Annotated in this window: 26 protein-coding genes and 1 other RNA gene; 20 read left to right on the forward strand and 7 right to left on the reverse strand. The window is 44.3% G+C overall.

Annotation, left to right across the window (positions count from 1 at the left end; translation table 11 throughout):
* Positions 1-24: 24 nt before the first annotated feature.
* Both E0Y80_RS14520 and E0Y80_RS14525 read right to left on the reverse strand, forming a co-directional pair.
* Positions 25-783, reverse strand: a complete 759-nt coding sequence (locus E0Y80_RS14520) for an ATP/GTP-binding protein (protein ID WP_156308397.1) — start codon at positions 781-783, stop codon at positions 25-27.
* Entirely contained in the window at positions 749-1,690 is a 942-nt protein-coding gene (locus E0Y80_RS14525) for an AvrD family protein (protein WP_156308398.1), read from the reverse strand. Before E0Y80_RS14525 ends, E0Y80_RS14520 begins: the two co-directional genes overlap by 35 nt.
* Positions 1,691-1,899: 209 nt before the next feature.
* Between E0Y80_RS14525 and E0Y80_RS14530 the strand changes: the two genes are divergently transcribed.
* Positions 1,900-2,877 (forward strand): helix-turn-helix domain-containing protein, encoded by a 978-nt coding sequence (locus tag E0Y80_RS14530; RefSeq protein WP_156308399.1) that lies wholly within the window; start codon positions 1,900-1,902, stop codon positions 2,875-2,877.
* A gap of 12 nt (positions 2,878-2,889) precedes the next feature.
* On the forward strand, positions 2,890-4,050 hold the full coding sequence (locus tag E0Y80_RS14535) for a hypothetical protein (protein ID WP_156308400.1): 1,161 nt from the start codon (positions 2,890-2,892) through the stop codon (positions 4,048-4,050).
* Between the two features lie 35 nt (positions 4,051-4,085).
* Here the strand turns inward: E0Y80_RS14535 and E0Y80_RS14540 are convergent, their stop codons facing one another.
* Both E0Y80_RS14540 and E0Y80_RS14545 read right to left on the reverse strand, forming a co-directional pair.
* Positions 4,086-4,247 (reverse strand): hypothetical protein, encoded by a 162-nt coding sequence (locus tag E0Y80_RS14540; RefSeq protein ID WP_156308401.1) that lies wholly within the window; start codon positions 4,245-4,247, stop codon positions 4,086-4,088.
* A gap of 130 nt (positions 4,248-4,377) precedes the next feature.
* A complete protein-coding gene (locus E0Y80_RS14545) occupies positions 4,378-4,848 on the reverse strand; it encodes a JAB domain-containing protein (protein WP_156308402.1) in 471 nt (156 codons plus the stop codon).
* Between the two features lie 453 nt (positions 4,849-5,301).
* Between E0Y80_RS14545 and E0Y80_RS14550 the strand changes: the two genes are divergently transcribed.
* The 17 genes from E0Y80_RS14550 to E0Y80_RS14630 all read left to right on the forward strand — a co-directional run bounded on the left by E0Y80_RS14550 (position 5,302) and on the right by E0Y80_RS14630 (position 19,970).
* On the forward strand, positions 5,302-5,679 hold the full coding sequence (locus E0Y80_RS14550; RefSeq protein ID WP_156308403.1) for a hypothetical protein: 378 nt from the start codon (positions 5,302-5,304) through the stop codon (positions 5,677-5,679).
* Positions 5,680-5,808: 129 nt separating this feature from the next.
* Positions 5,809-6,144, forward strand: a complete 336-nt coding sequence (locus tag E0Y80_RS14555; protein ID WP_156308404.1) for a DUF4134 domain-containing protein — start codon at positions 5,809-5,811, stop codon at positions 6,142-6,144.
* A gap of 2 nt (positions 6,145-6,146) precedes the next feature.
* Positions 6,147-6,494, forward strand: coding sequence for a DUF4133 domain-containing protein (locus E0Y80_RS14560; RefSeq protein WP_156308405.1), 348 nt, complete (start codon positions 6,147-6,149; stop codon positions 6,492-6,494).
* 1 nt (position 6,495) lies between these two features.
* Positions 6,496-8,961, forward strand: coding sequence for a TraG family conjugative transposon ATPase (locus E0Y80_RS14565; protein WP_156308406.1), 2,466 nt, complete (start codon positions 6,496-6,498; stop codon positions 8,959-8,961).
* Positions 8,962-9,013: 52 nt separating this feature from the next.
* Entirely contained in the window at positions 9,014-9,694 is a 681-nt protein-coding gene (locus E0Y80_RS14570; protein WP_156308407.1) for a conjugal transfer protein TraI, read from the forward strand.
* A complete protein-coding gene (locus E0Y80_RS14575) occupies positions 9,681-10,352 on the forward strand; it encodes a hypothetical protein (RefSeq protein WP_156308408.1) in 672 nt (223 codons plus the stop codon). The genes E0Y80_RS14570 and E0Y80_RS14575 overlap by 14 nt, the downstream gene beginning before the upstream one ends.
* Before the next feature lie 4 nt (positions 10,353-10,356).
* Positions 10,357-11,004: a TerB family tellurite resistance protein gene (locus tag E0Y80_RS14580; protein ID WP_197091613.1), complete on the forward strand. Its 648-nt coding sequence runs from the start codon at positions 10,357-10,359 to the stop codon at positions 11,002-11,004.
* A 1-nt stretch (position 11,005) separates the two neighbouring features.
* Positions 11,006-12,205: a conjugative transposon protein TraJ gene (traJ, locus tag E0Y80_RS14585; RefSeq protein WP_156308409.1), complete on the forward strand. Its 1,200-nt coding sequence runs from the start codon at positions 11,006-11,008 to the stop codon at positions 12,203-12,205.
* 12 nt (positions 12,206-12,217) lie between these two features.
* Positions 12,218-12,838, forward strand: a complete 621-nt coding sequence (traK, locus tag E0Y80_RS14590; protein WP_156308410.1) for a conjugative transposon protein TraK — start codon at positions 12,218-12,220, stop codon at positions 12,836-12,838.
* A gap of 19 nt (positions 12,839-12,857) precedes the next feature.
* A complete protein-coding gene (locus E0Y80_RS14595) occupies positions 12,858-13,157 on the forward strand; it encodes a hypothetical protein (RefSeq protein WP_156308411.1) in 300 nt (99 codons plus the stop codon).
* Between the two features lie 109 nt (positions 13,158-13,266).
* Entirely contained in the window at positions 13,267-14,523 is a 1,257-nt protein-coding gene (gene traM, locus E0Y80_RS14600; RefSeq protein ID WP_156308412.1) for a conjugative transposon protein TraM, read from the forward strand.
* Between the two features lie 36 nt (positions 14,524-14,559).
* A complete protein-coding gene (traN, locus tag E0Y80_RS14605) occupies positions 14,560-15,384 on the forward strand; it encodes a conjugative transposon protein TraN (RefSeq protein WP_156308413.1) in 825 nt (274 codons plus the stop codon).
* An 11-nt stretch (positions 15,385-15,395) separates the two neighbouring features.
* Entirely contained in the window at positions 15,396-16,187 is a 792-nt protein-coding gene (locus E0Y80_RS14610; RefSeq protein WP_156308414.1) for a hypothetical protein, read from the forward strand.
* Positions 16,188-16,575: 388 nt separating this feature from the next.
* Positions 16,576-16,761, forward strand: coding sequence for a hypothetical protein (locus tag E0Y80_RS14615; protein WP_156308415.1), 186 nt, complete (start codon positions 16,576-16,578; stop codon positions 16,759-16,761).
* A gap of 57 nt (positions 16,762-16,818) precedes the next feature.
* On the forward strand, positions 16,819-17,463 hold the full coding sequence (locus E0Y80_RS14620) for a type IV toxin-antitoxin system AbiEi family antitoxin domain-containing protein (RefSeq protein ID WP_156308416.1): 645 nt from the start codon (positions 16,819-16,821) through the stop codon (positions 17,461-17,463).
* Positions 17,460-18,314 (forward strand): nucleotidyl transferase AbiEii/AbiGii toxin family protein, encoded by an 855-nt coding sequence (locus tag E0Y80_RS14625; protein ID WP_231596058.1) that lies wholly within the window; start codon positions 17,460-17,462, stop codon positions 18,312-18,314. Before E0Y80_RS14620 ends, E0Y80_RS14625 begins: the two co-directional genes overlap by 4 nt.
* 96 nt (positions 18,315-18,410) lie before the next feature.
* Entirely contained in the window at positions 18,411-19,970 is a 1,560-nt protein-coding gene (locus tag E0Y80_RS14630; RefSeq protein ID WP_156308417.1) for a recombinase family protein, read from the forward strand.
* Here the strand turns inward: E0Y80_RS14630 and ssrA are convergent.
* Positions 19,931-20,300: a transfer-messenger RNA gene (gene ssrA / locus E0Y80_RS14635) on the reverse strand. The genes E0Y80_RS14630 and ssrA overlap by 40 nt on opposite strands.
* 320 nt (positions 20,301-20,620) lie before the next feature.
* On the opposite strand from ssrA, the gene E0Y80_RS14640 reads away from it, so the two are divergent.
* The gene (locus E0Y80_RS14640; protein WP_156308418.1) at positions 20,621-21,712 is read left to right on the forward strand and encodes a transcriptional regulator; all 1,092 of its coding nucleotides are present in this window, start codon (positions 20,621-20,623) and stop codon (positions 21,710-21,712) included.
* A gap of 90 nt (positions 21,713-21,802) precedes the next feature.
* Here the strand turns inward: E0Y80_RS14640 and hisD are convergent, their stop codons facing one another.
* Both hisD and hisG read right to left on the reverse strand, forming a co-directional pair.
* Positions 21,803-23,089: a histidinol dehydrogenase gene (gene hisD, locus E0Y80_RS14645; protein WP_156308419.1), complete on the reverse strand. Its 1,287-nt coding sequence runs from the start codon at positions 23,087-23,089 to the stop codon at positions 21,803-21,805.
* A 1-nt stretch (position 23,090) separates the two neighbouring features.
* Entirely contained in the window at positions 23,091-23,942 is an 852-nt protein-coding gene (gene hisG / locus E0Y80_RS14650) for an ATP phosphoribosyltransferase (RefSeq protein ID WP_156308420.1), read from the reverse strand.
* Between the last annotated feature and the right edge of the window lie 1,082 nt (positions 23,943-25,024).

Consider the following 25,024-nt stretch of genomic DNA (forward strand, 5'->3'; position numbering starts at 1 on the left):
CCTTTGAAGAGCTTTATGCAGTGGTCAACTTGATTTCGGCCATACCCTTCCCTCAAGTTGAACCTGATCGAATTTTTTCATTTTTATCTCGTTAGCAATTGAGATCGCTTGGTAAATCGGAATTCTTGGCTGTACGTTTAAATGATCCAAAGCCCGTCCAATCCGCTCGGGCAAATCTCCTGTTAAAGGAATAGTTTCTAATTGTAGCTCATTGTAACATTCCAGCAGCCTATCCTCGGAAACTTTTCGGAACCGTTCAGAGGTAGGACGATGTCCATCCTCCACAAACGGAAATTCGACTGGGAGATGAAAGAAGATATCATAACTGTTCTTTGCATAGGTCTTGGCCATCTTTTCGAATCCGGTTAACAAAAGCTCAAAATCTTGATATTGACGATAGTTCCTCAATTTCTTCCACAGCATGGTCAAATGGTTCTCATCGGGGTAAGCGCCCGTGATCAGCCTGGTGCTGCCATAGAGCCATTCCTGCAGCGGACAGCCGTCACTGATAAAGCCAGTGGACAATCCAGCTTCGGCATGCATCCGCCGCTCAAAGCGTTCCATCCCCAAGCGCAGCAACTGTGCATAGGAACAATCCTTTAGCGAGGTGCCCGGAAATAAACCAGGAAGGATCTCGCGCATGGTTGGGGCATGGGTCGTCGGCATCCCGGTAGCTAGGGAAAGGGCGAGCGAGAGGCTGGTCTTCCCAGTGCAGTAGGTTCCGCTGATGACGATCCGGGGCTTATGTTCAGGGCATCTCATGGCAAATTTTGAATTTTGCATCCATGTTGCCCATCTGGCTCATGAGCGAAACGGTCTGCCAAGGTTTGCTGCGCAGCATGGTCTGCCGGCGGTGGTCGAATTGCAGATCAACGCGGTATCTATCCGATCGGTAGGGGCGCTTAAACTCGATTTCCATGTTCCGAAGCCAAATATTGGGACATTCTACCCGACTTCTAGAAATAAGGGAGTACAGCAGCACCTGCATCAGCTGTCCTGATATCCGAACGCAGTCCAACGGGCTGAGGGGATTGTCATAGGCACTGAAACCCCATACATCCGAAGGGTAGGGCAACGGTCTTGACAATTGGGCAGAAATGGATTCAGTCTGTAGGTCCATGTGCATCTGCTCCAGTTCGAGGTTGCGCTGCCTGTAGAGCTCCCGGTGGAGGGAGCCATCTCCAAAAGGCCAGAGATCAAAATCCCGAAAGTCGATCTGGGTTGGACCGGGATGATCGATGACGATACGCATCTGGGCATCCTGGATCTTTAATTCTAGGCTTGTCAGACCAATGTTGACCGTATTAAGATCCTGAAGGGATTCAGCAATGGATATTTCAAAGGGAACCGTCATGCCGCTAGTGATGTCCGCTGATTTTTTTATTCGGAGCGAAAGGTTCCGCAGGATGGAACGGTTAATTTCATGCCTGGTCAGCCGTTTCTGCTTGATGAGTATGCCCTCTGCCAAGAATAAGCCCATGGCAACATATTCCATGCTTCCCAAGTGTAGCGCCTGTTGGTTTGGTCTTTCCGGGCCATCATAATGAACGCAAAAGGAACCCCGAATCCGGTTTTGGCCATCTAGGCTGAAATTGGAAACCTGAAAATGGAACCTACTGAATCCAAAGGAAAAATAACGGGTCTGGGAAGGACCCAATATGCTGTCTAAGCTATCAATTGGCTGTTTCATGGTTAGCTGTATTGCTTTTGGCTAAAAGTAGGGCAGGGAACCATGATAATCTTGGCGAATGCCGTAAGAGGTCCAGTGGCATCAGCTGTTTGCGCAACTATTTAACTGAATAAAATATTTGTTAACCAATGCAGCAAAAATATTGTGATTTTAATTATTAATTTATATTTTACGAATTCGTCTAGTTTTTGAACCTAAATTTTCCAGTTATGGATATTCAAAAATTGTTATTTGAGGAAATTCGCTCAAGGATTTCCAATCCGGCCGCCTGGTCAAAGGAAATTTCAGAATTGCTGCACCTGGGCAGGGATGCGGTCTATCGCAGGGAGCGTGGTGATGTGCAGCTCACGGTAGGGGAATTGGAGACGCTCTGCCGCCATTATGGTATTTCCCTGGATAGGTACCTGCTTAGTGACCGGCACAATGTAGTATTCAAGCACACGAGCCTCAACCATCAGGACAGCTTTAACTATACCCAGTATATCGGCCAGCTGCTTCTCCAACTTCAGTACATGGTTTCCTGCGAGCAAAAGGAGATCATCTTCTGTGCCGACGACGTCCCTATCTTCCATTTTATGGAATTTGCCGAGCTAACCTACTTTAAGCTCTACTCATGGAACCAGGCAGTGCTGAACCTTGGGGTCAGTTATGAGGATTTTGTATATGAACTCAAAAAGCAGCACCTGGAACCTGTTTTCCAAAACCTACATGAAGCCTACTGCAGGATCCCTTCCAGGGAAATCTGGTCAAGGGGCACCATCGGGCCAATCCTGGAACTCCTGGAATACCATCATGACATCGGCAGCTTTCGGAATCAGGATAGCATTGGCCTGCTACTGGAGCAGCTCGGCCATCTCATAACCAATCTAAAAAGAAGGACCAAAGGGCAGGAAAAACACGAGGGAGTACACTTTGACCTCTACCTATCGCCCGTGAACCTGGGCATAAGCCAGATGCTGTGCCGATTTGATGGCCAGCAGTCCGTATCGGTCAAGCTCTATACCATCAATAGCATTGCGACCTTGGACATGAGGTACGTTACCGAAACCATTGATTGGATCCGTGGCGTATTGAACAAGTCCAGTTGCCTGAGCAAGCTTTCGGAAAAGGAGAGGATCCATTTCTTCAACCATTTGGATGGCTGCATTGATGGGCTGGCCGGTCGATTGAACCTTCCTCAGGCCTGAGCATAGGGATGATTGACGATAGGAAATAATTGTTCATGCATTTCGGTGATTATGGTAAAGGACTTAACGGAAAAATTGAAGGCACTGAATGGGTGGTACGATTCTGCTTCAATGTGTGCGGATGGTGGTGCACTTGAGGATACTTCACTTTCGGAAATACTGGCCCAAACCGCAAGATCCATCCAACGAATGTACTTTCTACGAAAGAAGGAAAACCAATTTGAAAGGGAATTCCGTAAGGTACGGAATACCATATTTTATATGCTGGGGAACCTTTCAAAGGAAGTTGAACGTACCGGCGTAAAAGAAAAGCTTATCGAATGGATCAATCTTTTCGAGGCATTCTTAGCGGAGATCGATGAACGGTTTTCCCAGCATTTGAATGGAGAAGATCCCTTGAGTACACGGATGCTAACAGCATTCAGAAGAGAGCTTGATGAGTCTTTTCAACACGCTCAGGAGGACCTTCCGAACAATGGAGGAGATACGATCGATTTGCTCAAAATGATCCTCAGTAAACAGCTGGAACAAAACCCCAGCTATAAAATGTTAAAGGGACTGAGAGACTTTATGGAAAGGTTTAAGCAGCATGCCCCCCAGACTATCCATCACCCACCGCTAACCTGGGTCGATGCGAACCTGATCCTGTTGGATTATCGGGATGGGCTGTACCTGAGCAGGTTACTCGAAAGGGTTAAAAGGGGGATAGAAAAATTGGCCCCCAATGAGCGGGATCCCTTTATGGAATCCTTCGGGAAATACCTGCTGAAACTAAAAAAAACCTCAAGGTTGAACGGCATTAGAAAAAACCGAACGATCGGGTTGTTGGAACAGGTTATCGAAAGGTATATATCTCCTGAAGACAACAAAGAGCCGGATATTGGCCTTCATGATGGTGCGAGGGCCAAGCAGCGGTGTATGGAGAAAATTACCTGCAACCTTTCCGCTGACCAACTTGCGCTAATCCTGCGTGCCATGGATGAAAGCAGATTGGTTGGAGCCAAATCCATGAACGCGGTCTTTCGGCAAATCATCCCATTCCTAAGTACCGACCGCAAGGAAAATCTTTCCTATGGAGCGGTCCGCAGCAAAGCGTACTCTCCAGAAGATAGGGACCGACAGGTTGCTGTGGGCCTGCTGCAGAAGATGATCGAAAAGATCCAAAGTTATTGAAATCTGCTATTATCCCCCTACTTGCTGCATCTCGATTAAGTACTGATCCAAACAGCTAATACCTTCCGATTCCCCCGTTTTACCTGCAGATAGATTCCTACCCCTAAACTTACTGAAGGAGGGGGAGTAATGACCGGATCATTGGACATAACTTTCAAACTGGCCGAATCAACATGACCCGTCAACTGAACTACCATTAAGTTGAAAGTTAACCTTATTTATACATGCACATCGAGGTTGATTTTAAGTTGTGAATTATCCAATTCCATAAAAAGAGGCTTATTGAGCTACTAGCCAATAAGCCTTAGGCCCTAAGAGCATGTTTAATTATAGCCTTCCGGAATCCTTGAAGGAATAATAACCATCTGGAGATATGATCAGATGGTCCAGTACGCGGATGTCCAGCAACCGTGCTGCCTGGTCGATCTTCTTTGTGAGCAGGATATCAGGGTCACTGGGAACCAGGTTTCCCGAGGGGTGGTTGTGCACCAGGATCAAAGCTGAGGCATTCGCCTTGAGGGCTGCGGTAAATATGACCTTGGCATCCACCGGGGTGGCATCAATACCACCTGCAGAAACTTGATAGATTCCTAACACCCTATTTCCTGTATTGAGCAATAGAATCTTAAATTCTTCGGCATACTCTATCCTTTCTGCATTCCAACAGGTGAGCAATAGGGCATAAACCTCTTTGGAAGAGGTGAGCTTCGGTCTTTGGGAAGGTCGAACTGGGTTTTGGTAAGATATCCGTACTTCGGCAACCTGTTGCCAATCCTGTTGATTTTGTTGAGTTTCCATAGTTTTCAATTTTAAGTTTACGAATGGAATGAATTATGGCATCTGGTGCGGATTAAGGGGAGCAAGGGCAAAAAGCAACGGAATAAAGGATGGGAAGGAGCCCAGGACAGTGTTTATGCCGGAATTTTTTGTTCCGCCTCCGACCCGCAGTCCGGACTTCATGGCAGAATTCTTTCCAGGGAGTAAATGATTAAAATGTCGCTCTGGAAACAATATGGAAAGGGAACAGGGAACAGAAAGGGAACAAAGCGATAGTTGTCCTTTTGTCAAGCCTTCAGAGTCCGTTCCTTTGAATAAGCTTATTTCTGCAAGGATTGAGGGGTAGCGAAAATGTTGGATTAAATGTATAAAAATATGCTCAAGGATATCTCATGGATGGATTATATCAAGGTCGTCTCCGCGATGATCATCCTCTATTATTTAACGGTTGTGGTCATCTTGTACCGCACGAAAATGCTTTCACTTTTCAAAACTCGCTATGAGCTTGAAGGTGGGGATGAAGCATTCACAGAAACACAAAAGGAAAGTTCCGATACAGTCCCATCGGACCTTCGAGCGGAAAGGGAATTTGAAGATTCCATTCCCCTGGGAGAACCGATTGAGCGGTTTGCCAAAGATCTGCGCGGGTTATTGGGATCCAAGACTTCCGCAGAGCATGGGTCAAAACAGCTCTTTGAGGAAATCAGGTCGGTACTCAGCAGGTTTCCCTCACTCCATGATCTGGGGTTGAGGGACACGCTGAACGAGTTTATCCTTTCAGAATGTGAGCGTTGTCAGGTCATTATACCCAATGTGGATGAATTGGATGCGATGTGGAAAGGTGCGGTATGATGATTTAGCGGATGTCCCCCCGTCCGACCATCAGCGTTAGGGCAATCGGGATGTAGGAGTATGGGCTGTTGACGGCCGGGACATACCGCTTTATGGTATTGGATTTTAAAAATCAAAGATTGAACGGATATGGTGAAGGTAAAGACAGTTGGATGTCAGCACGAATATAGGAAGGTATCTGTCCTTGTTCTGTGCAGCTGGCTCCTGCCGGTACTGGTCTATGGGCAGGATGGCGTTGCGGGCATCAATGAGGCGAACAATATGGTCAGGAGCTACTTTGATTCTGGAACGAAGTTGATGTACGCCGTTGGAGCCCTATTGGGCCTGATCGGCGCAGTAAAGGTCTACCAAAAGTGGAATAACGGCGATCCGGATACCGGAAAGGTTGCCGCTGCATGGTTTGGGAGCTGTGTGTTCCTAGTGCTGGTAACCACGGTCATCAAAACCTTTTTCAATGTCAATTAGCGATGGCCAGCCAGGTTTATAAAATCAATAAGGGAGTCAATCTATCCATTGAGTTTCGTGGATTGAAGGCGCAGTATATTGGGTACTTGGGAATTGGTGTTGTTGTACTGGTTATCCTTTTCTCCATGCTGTATTTTATTGGGATTCCATCACTGATCTGCGTAGCCATCATCGGTGTATCAGGATCTCTGTTTTTCATGCAGGTCTATCGGCTCAGCCGTCGGTACGGGGAGTTTGGTCTGATGAAAGCGCTCGCAAAAAAGCAATTGCCGAAACATGTGGTCTGCAGGGGAAGACGTCTGTTTCGTTTTGAAAGCCCTGACTTCATTAGAGATGATAAAAACAAGTGATATGGAAAAGACGTTGGATAAGGTTTTCCCCATTCTGGAAGTAGATCAGGACTGTGTCCTCAGCAAAATGGGGGACCTGACGTTAGCCTTTGAACTGAGGCTGCCGGAAATCTTCACGCTCTCAGAAATGGAGTTTGAGCTGTTCCACCAATCGTGGGTAAAGGCCATACGTACCTTGCCAAACCACTCTGTCCTGCATAAACAGGACTGGTTTATCGAGGATAAACACAGGGAGAAGCATAGTGACCAAGAGCCGAGCTTCCTAGATCAGGCCTCGGGGCGATATTTTCATGAAAGGCCCTATCTGGATCACCGCTGTTACCTGATGCTGACCAAAAAACCTAAAGGTAGAAAACCTTCCAGTTCTATTTTTTCCAATCTGATCCGTCCGAACCTGGTTCCCAGAGAACTGCTTGATGTGGGATCATACAAGCAATTTATGGAATCCTGCGGTCAGTTTGTGAGCATCTTGGAAGAAAGTGGTCTTGTTCGGCTCACCCGGATCGGCAATTCCGAACTGAGCAGCGAACTTAAAAAGAAAGGTCTGATCGAGCGGTACTGCTCACTTTCTGATCGCGGCGATGATCTCAGGCTCAGGGACATGGATTTTTCCCAAGGCATCCAGATCGGGCATAAACAGGCACAGCTGTACACGCTTTGCGATGCGGATTCCCTGCCATCGCTTTGCGGAAGCAGACTCACCTATGAGCGGTATTCAACCGACCTGAGCAAGTTCAGTATCGGTTTTGCCTCACCATTGGGGCAGCTACTTCCCTGCAATCACATCTATAACCAATATATTTTCATTGAGGACCCAGGCCGGACATTAAAAAAACTGGAGAGCAAAAAACTGCGACTGCAGTCCCTTGCTGCCTACAGCCGGCAGAACCTAATTGCTGGGCAAGCGACGAACGATTTTCTGAACGAAGCCATCGCCCAACAGCGGCAACCTGTAAAAGCACATTTCAATGTGTTGGTCTGGACCGAAAAACCGGAACAACTACAGGAAGTGCGCAACAGGGTGTCCTCAGCGCTGTCGCAGATCGACTGTCCTTGCAAGGAGGAGACCGTAGGGGCCGCCCAGATTTTCTGGGCCGGCATTCCGGGTAACAGCGCTGATTTCCCGATGAATGAAAGCTTTGATACGTTCGCTGCCCAGGCAGCCTGCCTGCTGAACCTGGAGACGGGCTACCGTAATTCGGTCAGTCCAATGGGCCTGCGTTTGGGGGATCGGCAAACGGGCCGGCCGATGCATGTGGACATCAGTGACGAGCCTATGCGCAATGGCCTATGCACGAACCGTAACAAGTTTATCCTGGGACCCTCTGGAAGCGGGAAATCCTTCTTTACCAACCATATGGTGCGCTCGTACTACGAGCAGGGAACCCATATTGTCCTGGTGGACGTGGGTCATTCCTACAGGGGGCTCTGTGAGATGGTCAGTGGCTATTACTTTACCTATACCGAGGAGCGGCCGATCCGGTTTAATCCATTTTATATTGGAGCTGGAGATAGCCTGGATACCGAAAAAAAGGAAAGCATCAAAACCCTGCTCTTGGCTTTGTGGAAAAAGGACGATGAGTCTTTCAGAAGATCCGAATATGTCGCCCTTTCGAACGCCATTACGGGATATTATTACTTTTTAGCAGGGGCTCCATCGGTCTTTCCCAGCTTTGACTCGTTCTATGAATTCCTGAGGGACGATTTTATCAAGGAACTCGAGCAGGACCGGGTCAAGGAAAAGGACTTCGATGTGGATAATTTCCTGTACGTGCTGCGCCCTTTCTACCTAGGTGGGGAATTCGACTACCTGTTGAATGCCAGGGAGGATCTGGACCTACTTAACGAACGCTTTATCGTTTTTGAGCTGGATAACATCAAAGACCATCCGATCCTTTTTCCAGTGGTGACGATCATTATCATGGAAGTATTTATCAATAAGATGCGCAAGATGAAGGGTGTTCGCAAGATGATCCTGATCGAGGAGGCTTGGAAGGCCCTGATGAAGGAAGGGTTTGCGACCTATATCAAATACCTTTTCAAGACGGTCCGTAAATTCTTCGGGGAGGCCGTTGTGGTCACCCAGGAGGTGGAAGATATCATTTCTTCTGCAGTCGTGAAACAGGCGATCATCAATAACAGTGATTGCAAGATCCTGTTGGATCAGAGCAAATACCAAAACAGGTTTGAGGAGATCCAGCAGCTCCTTGGATTGACCGAAAAGGAGAGAGCACTGATCCTTTCCATGAATAAAGCAAACGATCCTTTGAGAAAATATAAAGAAGTATTTATCAGCTTGGGCGGCACGCTGAGCAAAGTGTATCGGACAGAAGTCTCTGCTGAAGAATACCTGGTCTATACGACCGAAGAGAGCGAGAAGGTACAGCTTAATAAATGGATCGAGCATTATAAAGGGGATGTGAAGATGGCCTTAAAAGCAATGGCTCAGGAGCTAAAAAAGCACTGATTTTAAAATAAAAACCTAATGTGATACTTAATAATAAATAATGTAATTTATTATGAATAAATACTTTAAAATTATTCTATTACTGTTAATCGTTTTTGTATCGACATCTCCTAAACCAAGCTATGGACAGTTGGTGCTAGCGGAAGTCATCCGAAGCGCGATTAAAAAAGTAGTCAAGGCAGTGGACCTGAAAATCCAGCGCCTGCAGAATAAAACCATCTGGCTGCAGCAAGCGCAGAAAACAATGGAAAATATCCTTTCAAAAACCCGTCTGGACGAAATTGCCCTTTGGTCGCAAAAGCAAAAGGAAGCTTTTGATAAGTACTATTCAGGCCTGATGAAAGTGAAATCCGTGATCGGTCAGTTCCATCAAGTAAAGGAGCTGACCGAAAAGCAGGTGGCGATGGTCAGGGAATACAGACGTGTCTGGGGATTGCTTCAGCACGACGGACATTTTTCGATAGGGGAACTGGATTACATGGCCAAGGTGTACAGTGGCATGTTGGAGGAGAGCCTAAAGAACATCGATGGGCTGACGATGATCATCCAGTCCTATACATTGCAGATGTCCGACGGGCAGCGAATGGAGATCCTTGCAAAGGCTTCAGTGAGGATCGATGAGAATTTTAACGACCTCAGACGGTTCAACCGGCAGAATATTCTGCTCCGTATACAACGTGCCCGCTCTGAACAGGAGGTGTTGATTATAAAGAAACTATATGGTTTACCTTAACAAGAAGAAAATGTATCTGAAAGCCCCGATAGTAGTTCTAACCGTGCTTTTGTCCCTGAATTGCCAGGCGCAGACACTCAAGGAATGGCTCCGTCAGAAGAGAACGCAGAAGGAGTACCTCCTTACCCAGATCGCAGCGAACCAGCTCTATTTTGACCTGCTCAAGAAAGGCTACCGGATCGTACATAGCGGAATTGGTATTGTAGGCGAGCTGCAGCGCGGTGAATTTAATCTTCATGACCGATTCTTCGGTTCATCGAAGACAGTGAGTCCATCTGTTCGGCGCTATGCAAGGGTCGCGGAAACTATTGCCCTTGAGCTGGAGATCCTGATCCAATGTGCGGCATTAAAACAGTTGGTGAAACAAAATGCACTGCTCAGTAAACAGGAGCTGAGCTATATCGATCGGGTTGCTAGAAGAGTGAGGACAGCATCTGAAGGTTCCTTCCTTGGTCTGCTGGATCTGTTGGAAAAAGGTAAAATGAACCTTGGGGATCATGAGCGCATCCAGCGTATACAGCAGGTCCATGGTGAACTAAGTGCTCAACATGGATTTCTGAAACGGTTTTCTCAGGATATCCAGCTGCTGGTCATAAACCGTTCAAGGGAAAATAACGATGTTGATGAATTATTCAAATTGAATGACCTAATGTATTAATAACATGAAATTTAAGGTAAAATATTACGTTCCGCTGTTCGCTTTCCTATTTTCTGTTTGCTCGGTAATGGGGCAATCGAGTGAAGTGGTCCAGTTAACGCTCAATGTGGAAAAATTAGCACAGTTCAGATCTATTTTGAAGCAGATGAAACAAGGCTACGATGTACTCAGTAGCGGCTACCGAACGGTAAGGGATCTGTCTGAGGGCAATTTCACCTTGCACCGAACTTTCCTCGATGGACTCTTGAGGGTAAGTCCGGCGGTCCGCAGGTACCGCAAAATCGTTGAGATCATCGATATGCAGGTGCGTATTGTTGAGCAGTGCAAGGGGGGATACAGCGGGCTGCGTGCTTCAATGCTTTTTAGCCCGCAGGAACTCCATCACATCAGCGGGATCCATGATCGGCTCCTGAGGCTATCGCTTGGCAATCTGAACGAACTTCTGTTGGTCCTGAGCGAACAGACCCTGGAGATGGGCGATGATGAGCGTTTATCGCGCATCGATGCGATCCACCGGCAGATGGAAGAAAAGCTCCATTTCCTTGATCATTTCAATACTGAAGCTTCAATTTTACATCTTCAGCGTAAAAAAGAGATGAACGGTAACCGATCCATGGGAAAGATCCATGGCAAGGAACAAAAATGGAAGTAAGATGAAAAAGATAAAATTTCGGGGAGTAATCCTTTCTATAGGTCTACTTGTACCGGCTTTGTCCCACGCACAGGGAATTGCCGAGGAAATGAAAAGCATGCACGAGGTACTCGAGCAGCTCTATCGGGAGATGATGCCCTTATGTGGCCAGTTGATGGGCGTAGGTCAGGGGATTGCCGGATTTGCTGCTATGTGGTATATCGGATCTCGGGTATGGCGCCATATCGCCAATGCCGAGTCTATCGATTTTTACCCTTTGTTCCGACCTTTTGTGATCGGCTTCTGTATTATGGCCTTCCCCCTGGTGCTTGCGCTGATCAACGGCGTGATGCAACCGGTGGTTCGCGCGACCTCAGCCATGGTGGAGCATTCCGACCGGGCGGTCCAAGTGCTACTGGAAAAACAACAGGAAGCGATCAAGAAAACCTCCGCTTGGCAGATGTACATTGGGGAGCACGGTGACGGTAATCGAGCGGAATGGTATAAATATACCCATGGCGATGATGGCAGCGGTGAAGGTATTCTGGATGGGATTGGCAACGATATAAAATTTGCGATGGATAAGGCGTCCTATAATTTCAGGAATTCTGTCAGGGAGTGGATGAGTGAGATTTTGCAGGTCCTGTTTCAGGCTGCTTCGCTCTGCGTGAATACGCTAAGAACCTTTCAGCTGGTGGTCCTATCCATTCTGGGGCCACTGATTTTTGGCATTTCCGTCTTTGACGGCTTCCAGCATACCCTGACTGTATGGCTTGCCAGATACCTCAATATTTTCCTATGGCTTCCCGTGGCCAATATTTTCGGTGGCATCATCGGTAAGATCCAGGAAAACATGCTCAAGATCGATCTTTCCCAGATCGCCGAGCAGGGAGACACTTATTTCAGCCGAACGGGCATGGCCTATCAAGTGTTCCTGATCATTGGCATTGTGGGCTACTTCTGCGTTCCTTCGGTAGCCAATTACATCGTCCATGCCTCAGGGGGAAGTGCCTTGGTGCAAAAAGTGAACAGGATGCTGTCCCAATCCTCTAGAAGTGTAGTACAGGCTGCAGGCGTTAGCATGGCAGGCGACGGATTGGGGGACAGCTACTCCCGGATCAGCCAAAGCATGTCCGAGCGTGGAGAGTCCGGACCGTATTTCAAGGAACGGGGAGCGGATGAAGGGAATTATATGAACAAGAAGTTAAAGGGTAATGAATAAGGAGGGAGGAGCATGTTCGGAAAGTTAAAGAACCTGGAGAGGGCATTCCAGCACATCAGATTATTTACCTCGGTGGTAATTCTAGGCTGTGTTTTTCTAAGCTGCTATGTGCTGCATAAGAGCTTTTTACTTGTTTCCCGGGTTGATGACCGGATCTATGTGCTGGCAGATGGCAAGGCGCTGGAAGCTTTTACGTCCGAAAGGGGAGAAAATATACCGGTGGAGGCCAGAGACCATGTTGCGAGATTTCACCGGCTCTTCTTTGGTCTCGATCCTGACGAGCAGGTTATCCGAGAAAACATAGGAAGCGCACTGTATTTAGCAGATGAAAGCGCTAAACGGATCTATGATGATCTGCAGGAAAGTGGTTTCTATCTGAATTTGGTTTCAGGGAACGTAAGCCAGAAAGTGCAGATCGACAGCATTACCATTGAAATGGTACGGCTACCTATCCGCTTTCGCTTCTTTGGCAAGCAGATCATCACCCGTTCGACGAGGACCACGGTCAGGTCGCTGGTAACCGGGGGAGAGCTACGGATTGTTTCCCGGAGTGAGAACAATCCTCATGGATTGCTTATCGAGCGCTGGCAAACCATTGAAAACAAAGAGCTGAGCAACAAAAAGCGGCATTGATTGCACAAAATAAACCATCATGGTACAGAGAATAACTAAACATAGATTTCCATCGGTGTTCCCAGGAAATGGAATGCTGATCAGTAATTATAAACATTTGAAGCGCTATTCCATCAAGGGCATATTGGTGTGTTTCCTATTAATGATCCTTTTGTATAGCTATCTGCTAGTTCAGCTTTTCTGGGGGAATACCGCTCGATTGGCACTGCCAAAGTCCATTCATCACCTTGGGACCAAATCAACCCTTTCGCCTGATCCACCAAGGAGATCCTTTCCGCCAGCAGCGGACAGCCTAGGGCAAAGGGAACCAAGTAAATGAACCGTTAAATGGCTAGTTTTTTTGACGAAGGAACTGATCAATAATATCAGAACAACAAACCCAAAAAAATATAAACAAAAAATATACCCACAATTAAACAAACATTAACATGATGCATGCAAGAGAAAAATCAGCAGCGGAAGTCCGTCGGCAGAAGAGAATATGGCTATTGCTTCCGGTTATGGTCATTCCTTTTATTACGCTTGGATTCTGGAGTTTTGAAGGGGGCTCGATTGATAATGGGACAGATAAAGAAGCTGCTAGCGGAAAGCTGATCTTACAAGTACCCGGAGCCCAGGTGAACGAAGATGAGAAGATCAGCAAAATGGAGCTCTATAGAAAACAGGATCAGGAGATGCTGGGGAACTCCGAGGCATTTACACCTGAGGGGGACCTTTTTGCCGGTTCATTTGATCCATATGGTGAGCTGACCGATGCACAGATAGCTCCGAATGAAATGCCATCGGATTTCTCTAAGCCAGTTGTAGACAATAGCGGAGGATCTCGTGAAAGGGAAATATATCAACGCCTAGCGCTACTCCAGGAGCAGCTCCAGCAACAGGAAGCCAGGCCCCATGCTTCTTTGGACCAGCGGAATGATTTTCCACAGAGCGAGCTATCGGACGATATTGACAAACTGGATGAAATGATGCAGAGCATGGTTTCTCCCTCTGGGGAGGACCAGGAATTAAAGCAGGTATCGGGCATTCTGGAAAAAATCCTGGAAATCCAAAACCCAGAGCAGCGGCAAGCCAAGATCAGGGATAGCCTCCTGATGCACCGCCCCGCTTCATATTCGATAAAAGCCTTGGAAAAAGGAGCTGAACTGGGATTTTTAGGCCCCCAGGATTCACTCTCGAGAAGTGGATTTTATTCCTTCTCTGCTGGCAGTTCTGCTCTGGGTGAGTCCGAGCAGGGAATTCGTGCTGTCGTTCATGGTTCTCAAATCCTTGTTAACGGCTCGACCGTTAAGTTAAGGCTGACACAGAAGGTATCTATTGGCGGCCAGCCATTGGCAAAAGACCAATTTGTAAACGGTGTGGCGCGATTGCAGGGAGACCGACTGCAGGTATCCATCAACAGCATTCTGGTAGGTCAATCCGTCTTTCCAGTAGATCTGGAACTCTACGATATGGATGGTCTTGAGGGGATCTATATTCCGGGATCCATTGATCGTGATGTCGCCAAAAACGCAATGGACCGGACCATACAGGGCCTGGACTTACGGAGTCTCGATCTTTCCTTGGGCGCTCAGGTAGTCAGTTCGGGTGTGGACGCTGCCAAGAACCTCCTGAGTCAAAAAGCCAAACTGGTGCGGGTGACCGTCAGGGATGGCTACCAGGTGGTCCTTCAGCAAAAGCAGTAGAATACTGCATTGAGATATTAATTAAAAATAAGTTCTATGAAAACAATTAATCGTTATTTACTATCAGCAGTTCTGATGATCAGTCAAGGGATATCCGGTTTTTCCCAAGAAATCGTTCCTCAAACCGTGGAGGCGAGCTGCACGAAGACCACCAACATCATCTTTCCATATACCATAAAAAGTGTGGATCGGGGGAGCCAGGATATTTTGGTGCAGAAAGCGGTAGGGGTAGAAAATATCCTCCAGCTTAAAGCTGCCAAATCCCATTTCCAGCAGACCAATCTATCCGTAGTCACCGCGGATGGTGAGTTCCATTCCTTTCTGGTCAACTATGCAGATGATCCGGTAAAACTGAATCACGCCATCCTCCGTGTACCGGAGCATGATTTCAACCGAAAACCAGTAGAAGGAAAAACTATCAATGAGAGGGACATTGAAGACAACATCCGTCTAGTCAGGCAACTAAAATCTGATTTTGCAGGTCCAAAGCATAAAAAATATGGTGTGCAACTGACTCTCAATGGTCTCTATATCCAGGGCGATTTATACTATGCGGTTCTTAGCCTTGAAAACAGATCAACGGTGAGCTATGATCTGGATGGCCTGCGGTTCTTTGTCCGGGAAAAAAAACAGGCCAAGCGGACTGCCATCCAGGAGATCGAACTATCTCCGGTTTGCCTGGTAGGAGAGAAAGGAACAGTTCAGGCTCAGCATGCCCATACGATCATCGCAGTTCTTCCCAAATTTACGCTCCCTGAGAAAAAGGAATTCGTACTGGAGGTTCAGGAGTTCGGCGGAGGTAGGCACCTTCGGTTAAGGACGGGCAATAGACATTTAATAAAAGCAACATTAATCAACTAAATTTTAAGGATATGAACACAAAGAATTTTGAATACCTGCGTGATCAGGTAAAGTACACTGGTTTTGGTGAAGGCCTTGAAAACGAACTAAAGGAACAGATTTTGACGGGCAAACCCAGCTTTTCACTGAACTTTGATGCCTCTTATCAGGATGATTTCGTGCAGGCCAAGCTCAACTTCAACAGGTCGAAAGAAACGGATATGTATTTTTTCAATTCCTACCAGGTGGAACTTCATAAGGAAGGCAAAAAGGAACCCCTGAAACAACAGTTTTATGTACACTTTGGAAATACTGTCACCATGAAAGAGGCCTATAACCTGATGGATGGACGATCGGTCCATAAAGAGCTGCTCAATAAGGAGGGTGAATCGTATAAAGCCTGGCTTCAACTGGACTTTAAAGAGTCCGACACACAGGGGAATTTCAAGATCAAACATTACCATGAAAATTATGGTTATGACCTGGAAAAGGAACTAGAAAAACACCAGATCAAGGAACTGCAGCACCCGGCATATAAGGAGGAGCTCATCGATTCACTAAAAAAAGGAAACCGTCAATCGATAAACTTAAACGTTTCAGGTCAGGACAGTAAACATTTTATCGAGGCAAATCCACAATATAAAACCGTGAATATTTACGATGGGAATCTGAAGAAGGTTCACCTGAAAAACCATATCAGCCAAGAAAAGGATCAGCGCCAACAAGTGCAAAAGACCAAAAAATCTAAAGCAGCCACCGATGAAGAACCCGGGGAAGGCAAAACTATCGCGAAGAAGAAAAGGGTAGGGCAATCTATAAATTAAGGTCAATAACATGTCAGTCTGTATTTTACGGTTTAAGGACTTTATGGAAGCGATCCAAAATGACGGAAGGATAGGAGCGACCCATATTGCCATATATGCGGCAATTTGGTTGTTCTGGCTAGAGTGTGACAAACCTGATTCGATCTTAGTGTATGCACGGCAAATCATGCCTAAGGCCAAGATCAGGGCATCAAGTACCTACTATGGATGCTTAATGGACCTGCACTGCTTTGGTTACCTTCAATATGAACCGTCTTACAATCGAAATATACCGAGTCGAATAAGTTTGTCTTGAAACAGAACGGGATTTTGAAATTAAAAGAGAATTAGAATATGATGCTGCCTTGTCGATGTTGGAAAGGCAGCATTTTTTGTGGCAGGATAGGTGATGAATAAATATAAGATAAAAGAATATATAAAGGTGAACAGGAGTGTTCAATCTGCTAAATGGGATGAAAACGAACGTCTTAAAACCATTAAATTAATAGCAGAGATAGTCGTCCAGAACGTATTGAGACGGTATATGGAAACAGACTATGGTATATGGGGACATCAACCTGTAAAGGAGAAATAAATGTTAAATAATTTTGATTAAATCGGATTTATTCCGATTTTTATATAAATATTTAACATGAAAATTGAGGATGCCCTATTGAATTTCCGTGAGGCGGTGCTCACTCGGCAGATTGTTCTGAGCCTTCTGAAGGGCTATCAACGTCCCAACGATAAGGTCAGCGAAATGATCAAGCAAGGAATTTTGATTCCGTTAAAGAATGGACTGTATATTCCTGGACCGGGTCTGCACATGGATCCACCTAATGATAAATTAATTGCCAACCACCTTTGGGGCCCAAGTTACGTATCTTCGGATTCTGCACTTTCGTATTGGGGAATGATTCCGGAAAAGGTTTTTGAGGTGTTATCCTGTACCACTAAATTGGCCAAGTATTACCAGACTCCGATTGGTAGGTTTCGGTATTACCATGTTCAGGAGAGCTACTACTCTCTGGGAATTAAAAGTGTCAGGTTGACCGAAAGGCAAACCGTTTTCATAGCGAGCCCTGAAAAGGCCCTGTTTGATCGAATCATCCTCACATCGGGCATATTGTTGAGAAGCATACCGCAAACCGAATCTTTTTTATTTGAGGACCTAAGGATGGATGAGCAGCAGATTTCATTATTGGATTTTAAGATGATGGAGAAATGGTTGGTTTTTTCACCCAAAAGGAAAAGCCTTGAGTGGCTTTTAAAGGTCATTAAAGCAATTAGTATATGATGATAAAGGAATGGTTGGCCTCTTATGAGCCAAAAAATCAAGAACAGGCATTTTCAGCCTTGAGAGAGATTATGCAGGAGGTGTCTTTAGCTGGTCTTCAGCGTTCAGGTTTCTTTGAGAAAGCCGCCTTTTATGGCGGTACTGCCCTCCGTATATTTTACGGACTGGACCGCTTTTCAGAAGACCTGGATTTTTCCTTATTGCAACGTGATCCCGAGTTTTCTTTAGAGCCATATTTCAAAGGACTTGTAGAGGAGTTTGCCAATGTCGGCATGCAGGTAAGTATCAAGGAAAAGAAAAAGACGAAGAGAACATCCATTGACTCAGCATTTTTAAAATCAGAAACTGTCTGGCGAGAACTGATTCTGGAAGGCACGGTGATTGACGCTGGCTTAGGTGGTATGATTGGTCTGAAGATCAAGTTGGAAGTCGACAGAAATCCACCATTGAGATTTGAAACGGAAGAGAAACTGCTACTCAAACCTTACTCTTTTTATGTCAAATGCTTTACCAAACCTAATCTTTTTGCAGGAAAGATGCATGCCCTTCTCTTTCGAAAATGGCAAAACAGGGTGAAAGGAAGGGATTGGTATGACTTAGAGTGGTACATCAGAAAAGGCATTCCACTTAATCTGGACCATTTCCAGTCCAGAGCCCAGGATACAGGAGATTGGAGCCCTTCGGTTGTTCAGAAAGAAGATGTAATGAACCTGTTGAGAAACCGTATCAATTCAATATCCCTAGATGCTATCAGGGAAGATATCGTTAAGTTTATTCCAGATTCCAAAAAACTCGATATCTGGTCAAAAAGCTATTTTTTGGAACTGATCGAACAACTTAAGTTTGAATGATAAAAATCCAAAATTTAACATGTTACAAAAATGATTTAAAGCGGATAATTTCAGATTTAAGATTCATTATTTTACAAATCCATCTTACAACGTATTATGAAAAAAGGAATTCGATATTTAAGGTTCAGTAACTATGACCAAAGCCGTCACAGTATCGAACGACAGGATTTTATTACCGCGCAGTGGACAGAAAGTGCCGACGTTGAAATTATTGATACCTTCCGGGACGAAGGCTATAGTGCAAAAACTTTTGATCGTCCGGATGTAAAAACCCTATTTACATTTATAAAAAAGAACCATCATGAGATTGATTACCTCATTGTCTCTGAATTGACTCGCTTCAGCCGTATCACAGGGGATGCAATCAATATGGTGATGAAAATCCAGAAGGAGTACGGTATTAAAATCGTCAGTGCGGGCCGGGGAATGGTCTATGATGTTACCGATCACAGTTCCTATTTTATGATGGGCCTGGAATTTCTATTAGGTGATTCGGAAAACATCAAGAGGCAGAATGATATCAATTGGGGTATCTATTCGGCAAAGGCCATTAAAGGGAAATACATACATGGTGGTCCAGCACCTTACGGTTACGTAAAGATGAGGCAGGAACGAGAAATGAAGTTGGTAATCGAGGAAGATGAAGCTCAAATAATACGCCATATCTATGAATTATTTTTAAAAGATGTTCCCATCTATAAGATTCAGGAAATCGCTATATCCCAAGGGTTTCCACATAAGGGCAACTCATGTATCCATCGCATTTTACAGAACCCTCTTTACAGTGGTTTCCAAAAAGTAAAAGCATGGAAGAATAATCCTGGTGGAATGTTTCCGGTAAAAAATGCAGAACCTATTATCGATTTATATTCCTGGAACCAAGTTCAGGAAAAATTCCGTAAAGAGGAAAGGACGATTGTTACCTTGCATGAGGATATTCCCCTGAGGGGCCTGTTGCAATGTCATTGTGGACGATTCATGACCGGAGCTGCCTCACGGGGAAAGACAGGGCAATACTATTACTATTACCGGTGCCGTCTGACATCAAAGCATAACAATATCAGTGCTATCAAAGCACACGAAAAACTAAATGATATTCTGAAATTAATTAGTCTACCAGATGATCTCATAGCCGATATTCGAACGCTGGCCACGGAGCTATTAAACTACCAAGTTAAAGAAGAAAAACAGCGTAAGGAAAATAGAAACAAGGAGCTTGTGGCAGCTGAAAAATCCTTGCGATCGGTCGAGGAGAAATGGATCAATAATAGTATTAATCAGGAGACCTATTCCAGATGGCATAGTGATCTAACACAAAAAATACAATCGCTTAAACTGAATAAGTTTGATTACGGAAAAGACAAAAACAGACTGAAAAAGATCCTGAATTCGGAATTGAATAAGCTCTCGGACCTATCCAAACTTTATGAATCATCAAATGTAATAGATAAGCGTACGCTACTTTCAAGGGTGTTCAATTTGGGTCTCATCATCGAAAATGGGAGTTATCGAACTCTCGAAATCAACCCTTTGTTTAATCGTAATGTACAGAAAATGAGCGAGTTAAACCTGTTGAAAGTAACAAAAAAAGGGATTGAAATGTCTTCAATCCCCTCGGGTGGAGCCGGAGGGATTCGAACCCTCGTCCAAACATAGTATGATTTACGATTTCTACATGCTTAGCTTCTCTTTAATTGTCGAGAGAGGGGAAGGTGAGTCGCTTACCTATACCTTTCTCCGTATTTGCTGTTTCTCGTCCTTACTTAGCAAAATCGCAAGGACCAGTTCTACAGTTCGGTGCCTCTGATGTCAAGCAGTAGAACAAAGCCTGACGAGACAAAAGCTAGATCTTAATTCTAAATTAAGCAGCTAAGGCGTAGTTTTCTTCGCCATTTGAAAAGTTGAAAGTTCAGATTAAAGTGCTAGACTAACAACGCACTGCATGCTTACATAACCATCGCTATCCTGTCAATTCCGGTCGACCCCGTTATGTATAGGCTACAAATGTAATCAATTAATATGACTTGAAAAACCTAAAATAGTTTAACAGGATAGGATTATATAAACAAAATTGCTATATTACTGTTTCTAAAGAGGATAGGTTAAAATTATGACCTATTTTGATTAATAATTCTGTGAAGAATTACATCCGTTCTAAACATTTTATGATTCATAAAATCAATAATAAAGAATACCAAGCTAATAGAATGAAGAATGTACCGAAAGGGGCAATTCGCTATTTTACAATAGTTTAAAAGGTTGGAGCGGTTGAAACAAATTACTAAAATATACTAAAATTATACACAATGGCTGAGGAAAACAACGCTAAAACAACGACTCCGGCAACTGCTGACCAAAAGAGCAGTCCGGCTAAACCGGCGAGAGCAACGGCAAGAAAAGCTCCAGTAAAAGCAGCTTCGGCATCTGCCACTGCTGCTAAAAAAGAAGAACCTAAGAATTCACCGAATCCTAGCAAAGGCGATGGTGAAGGATCCAATACACGTGCTCGTAAAAGTGGGGGTGACGAAACCTCAGAAACTCGTCCTGTAGCTGGCGATGCTGCCGCTAAACCTGCTGCTCCTGCTGCAAAAACTTCAGCTGCTAAACCGGCAACGACAACTACTGCTGCAAGATCGGCAAGAGCTGCTAAATCATCTGCTGCGGTTGCAAAAACAACTGCAACAAAAACTTCAGCTGCGCCTGATGCTAAAGCGCCTGCTGCAAAAGCTGCATCCGCTGCTCCTGCAAAGGCTACTCCAGCTAAAACTGCCGCTGCTGCTAAACCAGCACCTGCTAAACCTGCTGCGAAGCCTGCTGCATCGAAAGCTACTGCCGCAAAACCAGCAAGTTCTGCTAAACCGGCAGCAAAAGTAGAAGCGACAATTGCTCCTGCTCCTAAAGCTGCAACTCCGGCTAAAGCTGCTGCAAAACCTGCTGCAAAACCTGCTGCAAAACCTGCGGCTAAAGCTCCAGAAACTAAAGCGACTACGCCTTCACCTGTTGAAGAAACTAAAATCGAAAAAGAAGCTGGATACAAGGAAGAGGTTCCTAACAACAAAACCGTTAAGGAAAATCCGGATAAAAAGGCTAAAGCCAAAAAATCCGATAAAAAAGAGGTAAAAGCTAAGGATGCTAAAAAGGCTAAGTCTGCGAAAAAATCTCAGGACAGCAAAAAAGAAAAAGAGCCCGCTAAAGCGAAGGTAGAAAAGCCTAAAGCTAAGAAAACTTCGAAGAGAAAAGCTAAAAAAGAAGAAAGCAAAATCGAAAAGATTTCGAAAAAAGCAAAGAAGAGCGGTGAAAAAACAATGAAGAAATTAAAATCCGCATTCGCTGAAATCTACCACAAAATTGTTGGCGACGATAACGATAACAAAGGCAAGAAAAAGAAGAAAAAATAATTCTAAATAATTACATTTAAAAATAGAAGCCCCAATATAGAATATCTAATGATAGGCTATAATTGGGGCTTCTTTTTATAATAAGATTTTTTATTTCTTACGGATGCTGACCGCATTTTTATGCGCCTGCAAACCTTCCAATTCCGCTAATATTTCAACTGTCGAACCGATCTGTTGCAGTCCCTCTTCAGTAATATGTTGGAATGTAATTTTCTTGACAAATGAATCTACTGAGACACCCGAGTAGGATCTTGCAAATCCTGATGTCGGTAGGGTATGGTTGGTGCCTGATGCATAGTCTCCAGCACTCTCCGGTGTAAGATGTCCTAAGAATACAGAACCTGCATTCAACACCTTGTTGATAAGAGGCTTCCATTCATCAGTTTCTAGAATCAAATGTTCCGGAGCATATAAGTTTGAGAAATCCATAGCTTCTTGAAGTGTATCGGCAATTACGATATAGGAGTTCAGCATTGCCTTTTCGGCTAATTCTTTTCTAGGCAAAACTTCCAGTTGCTTTTGCACTTCCTCCTCAACAGCTTTGGCAATATTTTCTGATGTACAGACCAAGACTGCCTGACTATCGATGCCATGCTCCGCTTGAGCCAAAAGATCGGCAGCAACAAACGCTGGATTACAGCTCTCATCGGCTATTACCAAAACTTCAGAAGGTCCGGCAGGCATGTCGATACTCACATCGGTCAATCCCTGAATCAAACTTTTCGCCTTTGTGACAAATTGGTTTCCGGGACCGAATATCTTATTTACTTTTGGAATGCTCTCAGTGCCATAAGCCATCGCTGCTACGGCCTGAGCACCACCTACCAAATAAATTCGATCAATCTTTAGCAATTTCAAGCAATAAGCCACAAATCCATTGATCTTTCCATTGTTTTGTGGCGGTGAACAAACAACTATTTCACGACATCCTGCAATCCTTGCCGGTATTCCAAGCATCAATAGCGTACTAGGCAGAACAGCGGATCCACCCGGAATATAGAGACCAACCTTTTCGATAGGCCGAACCTCACGCCAGCATTTGACTCCCGGCATAGTTTCAACCGTGCGCTCACGCTTCAGCTGCGTCTGGTGAAATTTATAAATATTCTGAAAGGCAATTTCCAAAGCGCGCATCTGATCGCGGGAAATGGTTGATGCCAGTTCATCGATTTCTTCCTGACCTAAAAACAGCTTTTCAAGCTCAACTTTATCAAACTGCTTGGCATAGGACTTCAAGGCTGCATCGCCATGAGTCTTCACCTCATTGATGATATTTAATACAGTATCCTGAATCGCATGATTAGGATCAGTATTCCTATTCACCAATTCCTGAATCTGCTCTTTCGATAAATCTTTATATAGATAAGTCTTTAGCATTTTACATGATAATTTTTTCGATCGGCATAACCACGATTCCCTGTGCACCTGCCGCTTTTAATTTGTTGATCTTATCCCAAAAATCATCCTCCGAAATAACCGTGTGAACAGCAACCCAACCTTCTTCCGCTAATGGAACAACCGTCGGACTCTTCACACCGTGCAACAATTCCGTAATTTGTGATAAATTCTTCTTCTCAACGTTCAAGACTACATATTTAGTCTCCTTAGCACGTAATACCGATTGTATTCTTTGCAATAACTCGCAGATGATCGGATTTTCTTCCAATCCTTCTCTACCGATCAAAATAGCCTCTGAGTTACGAACATCAACAAAAGGTTTCAGACCATTGCTTTTCAATGTTCCCCCAGTTGAAACGATATCACAGATGGCATCGCTTAAGCCCAATCCCGGAGCAATCTCAACAGAGCCGGATATCATCTGAATATCGGCATTGATTTTATATTCGTCCAAGAATTGCTGAAGGATATTAGGGTAGGAGGTTGCAATCGATTTGCCGTTAAGATCTTCTAGTCGGTCGATGGTAGAATCTTTCGGAATCGCTAATTTCAAAGTACATTTTCCGAATCCCAATCTTTGCAGGTATTGCACATTCGAAAGAGTTTCCTCGATTACGTTTTCACCAACGATCCCTAGATCAGCAATCCCTTGCTCAACATATCCTGGAATATCGTCATCACGTAAGAATAGAATTTCTAAGTTAAAGTTGGAGACGGTAGTAATTAATGAGCTTTTATAGTTTTCGAAGTCCAAGCCACAGTTTTTCAGCAATTGAACAGATTTTTCGTTTAATCTACCCGATTTTTGGATAGCTATTTTGAGATTTTTCAAAATGTAGAGTTTATGTTGAGTGTAAAAAATTATTAATAAATAAAGAATCTGGGGTTTACTTGCTCCACGTAGAAGCCAATACTAATATCTATCGCCACAATGGCGATGATGCATAAAGTAATGGTGTGTACAAGCGATCTTCATATCAATAACGCAACAAAAGTAATTGTTATCCAATTGCTATGCAAGGAAATTCATAAAAAAGATTCGAAATTATTAATTTGAAGAATCAGGAAATTAATAGACACATTTAAATTCCAATTCTATATAATTACATCATCGTAAAAAGAAACCAGCAAATAAATAAGATCTGGATAACCATTGAAAGTTTATTGAGAAACCCATTGGTTCGCGCAAAATAGATTACAGAAAAAATAGCCAGGACAATAGCAATTATCATTAATACCCCAGAATCGATCATCCAAATACGATCATATCGGCTAGTCGCTTCAAGATGATCCTTAGAATTTTGAAAAACATAAATCCACGAACCTGTCAATGCAATATTCAGCAACAACGATAAGTAAGCAACCACAGGCTTAATTTTATTCCATAATTCTTTGTTCTTAACTGATATATTGGTAATTCTAATTTAAGCAAAAGAAATGGGATTTAATACGCCATCCCTCATCGCAAGATGAGGAAACAGTTTCCATTTAAAAACATCTCCATAAAGATTCTTGCTTTCCTCAGAAACTGCGATACCCAAAATACTTTCATTCCATGTCGTAAGACATGGAAACTATTTCCAAATAACCCATATCAAATAGCCAATAAAAAAGCGGGCATTGCCCGCTTTTCATTCAGTGGTAAATTATCCACCCTCACATTATTAACCATCACTAAACAATCCTTCTCCACAATTTCACCACTAAAAACTATTTCACTAATTCAAACTAAAATTCTAAATCAAACACCTAGACAGGCTTAAAATATCTCATCCCTCTGGGATTTTTGATGTATTGTCCAACATTCTTCCAGGCCTTTCAGACCTGGCTATAGACATCTCATCCCTCTGGGATTTTTTATAAATTATCGATCATTTCCCATTCCATACAGCACTCGCTATCCAATAACTTCAC

The organism is Sphingobacterium endophyticum, assembly GCF_009733535.1.
In the GTDB taxonomy this organism is placed as follows: Bacteria; Bacteroidota; Bacteroidia; order Sphingobacteriales; family Sphingobacteriaceae; genus Sphingobacterium; species Sphingobacterium endophyticum.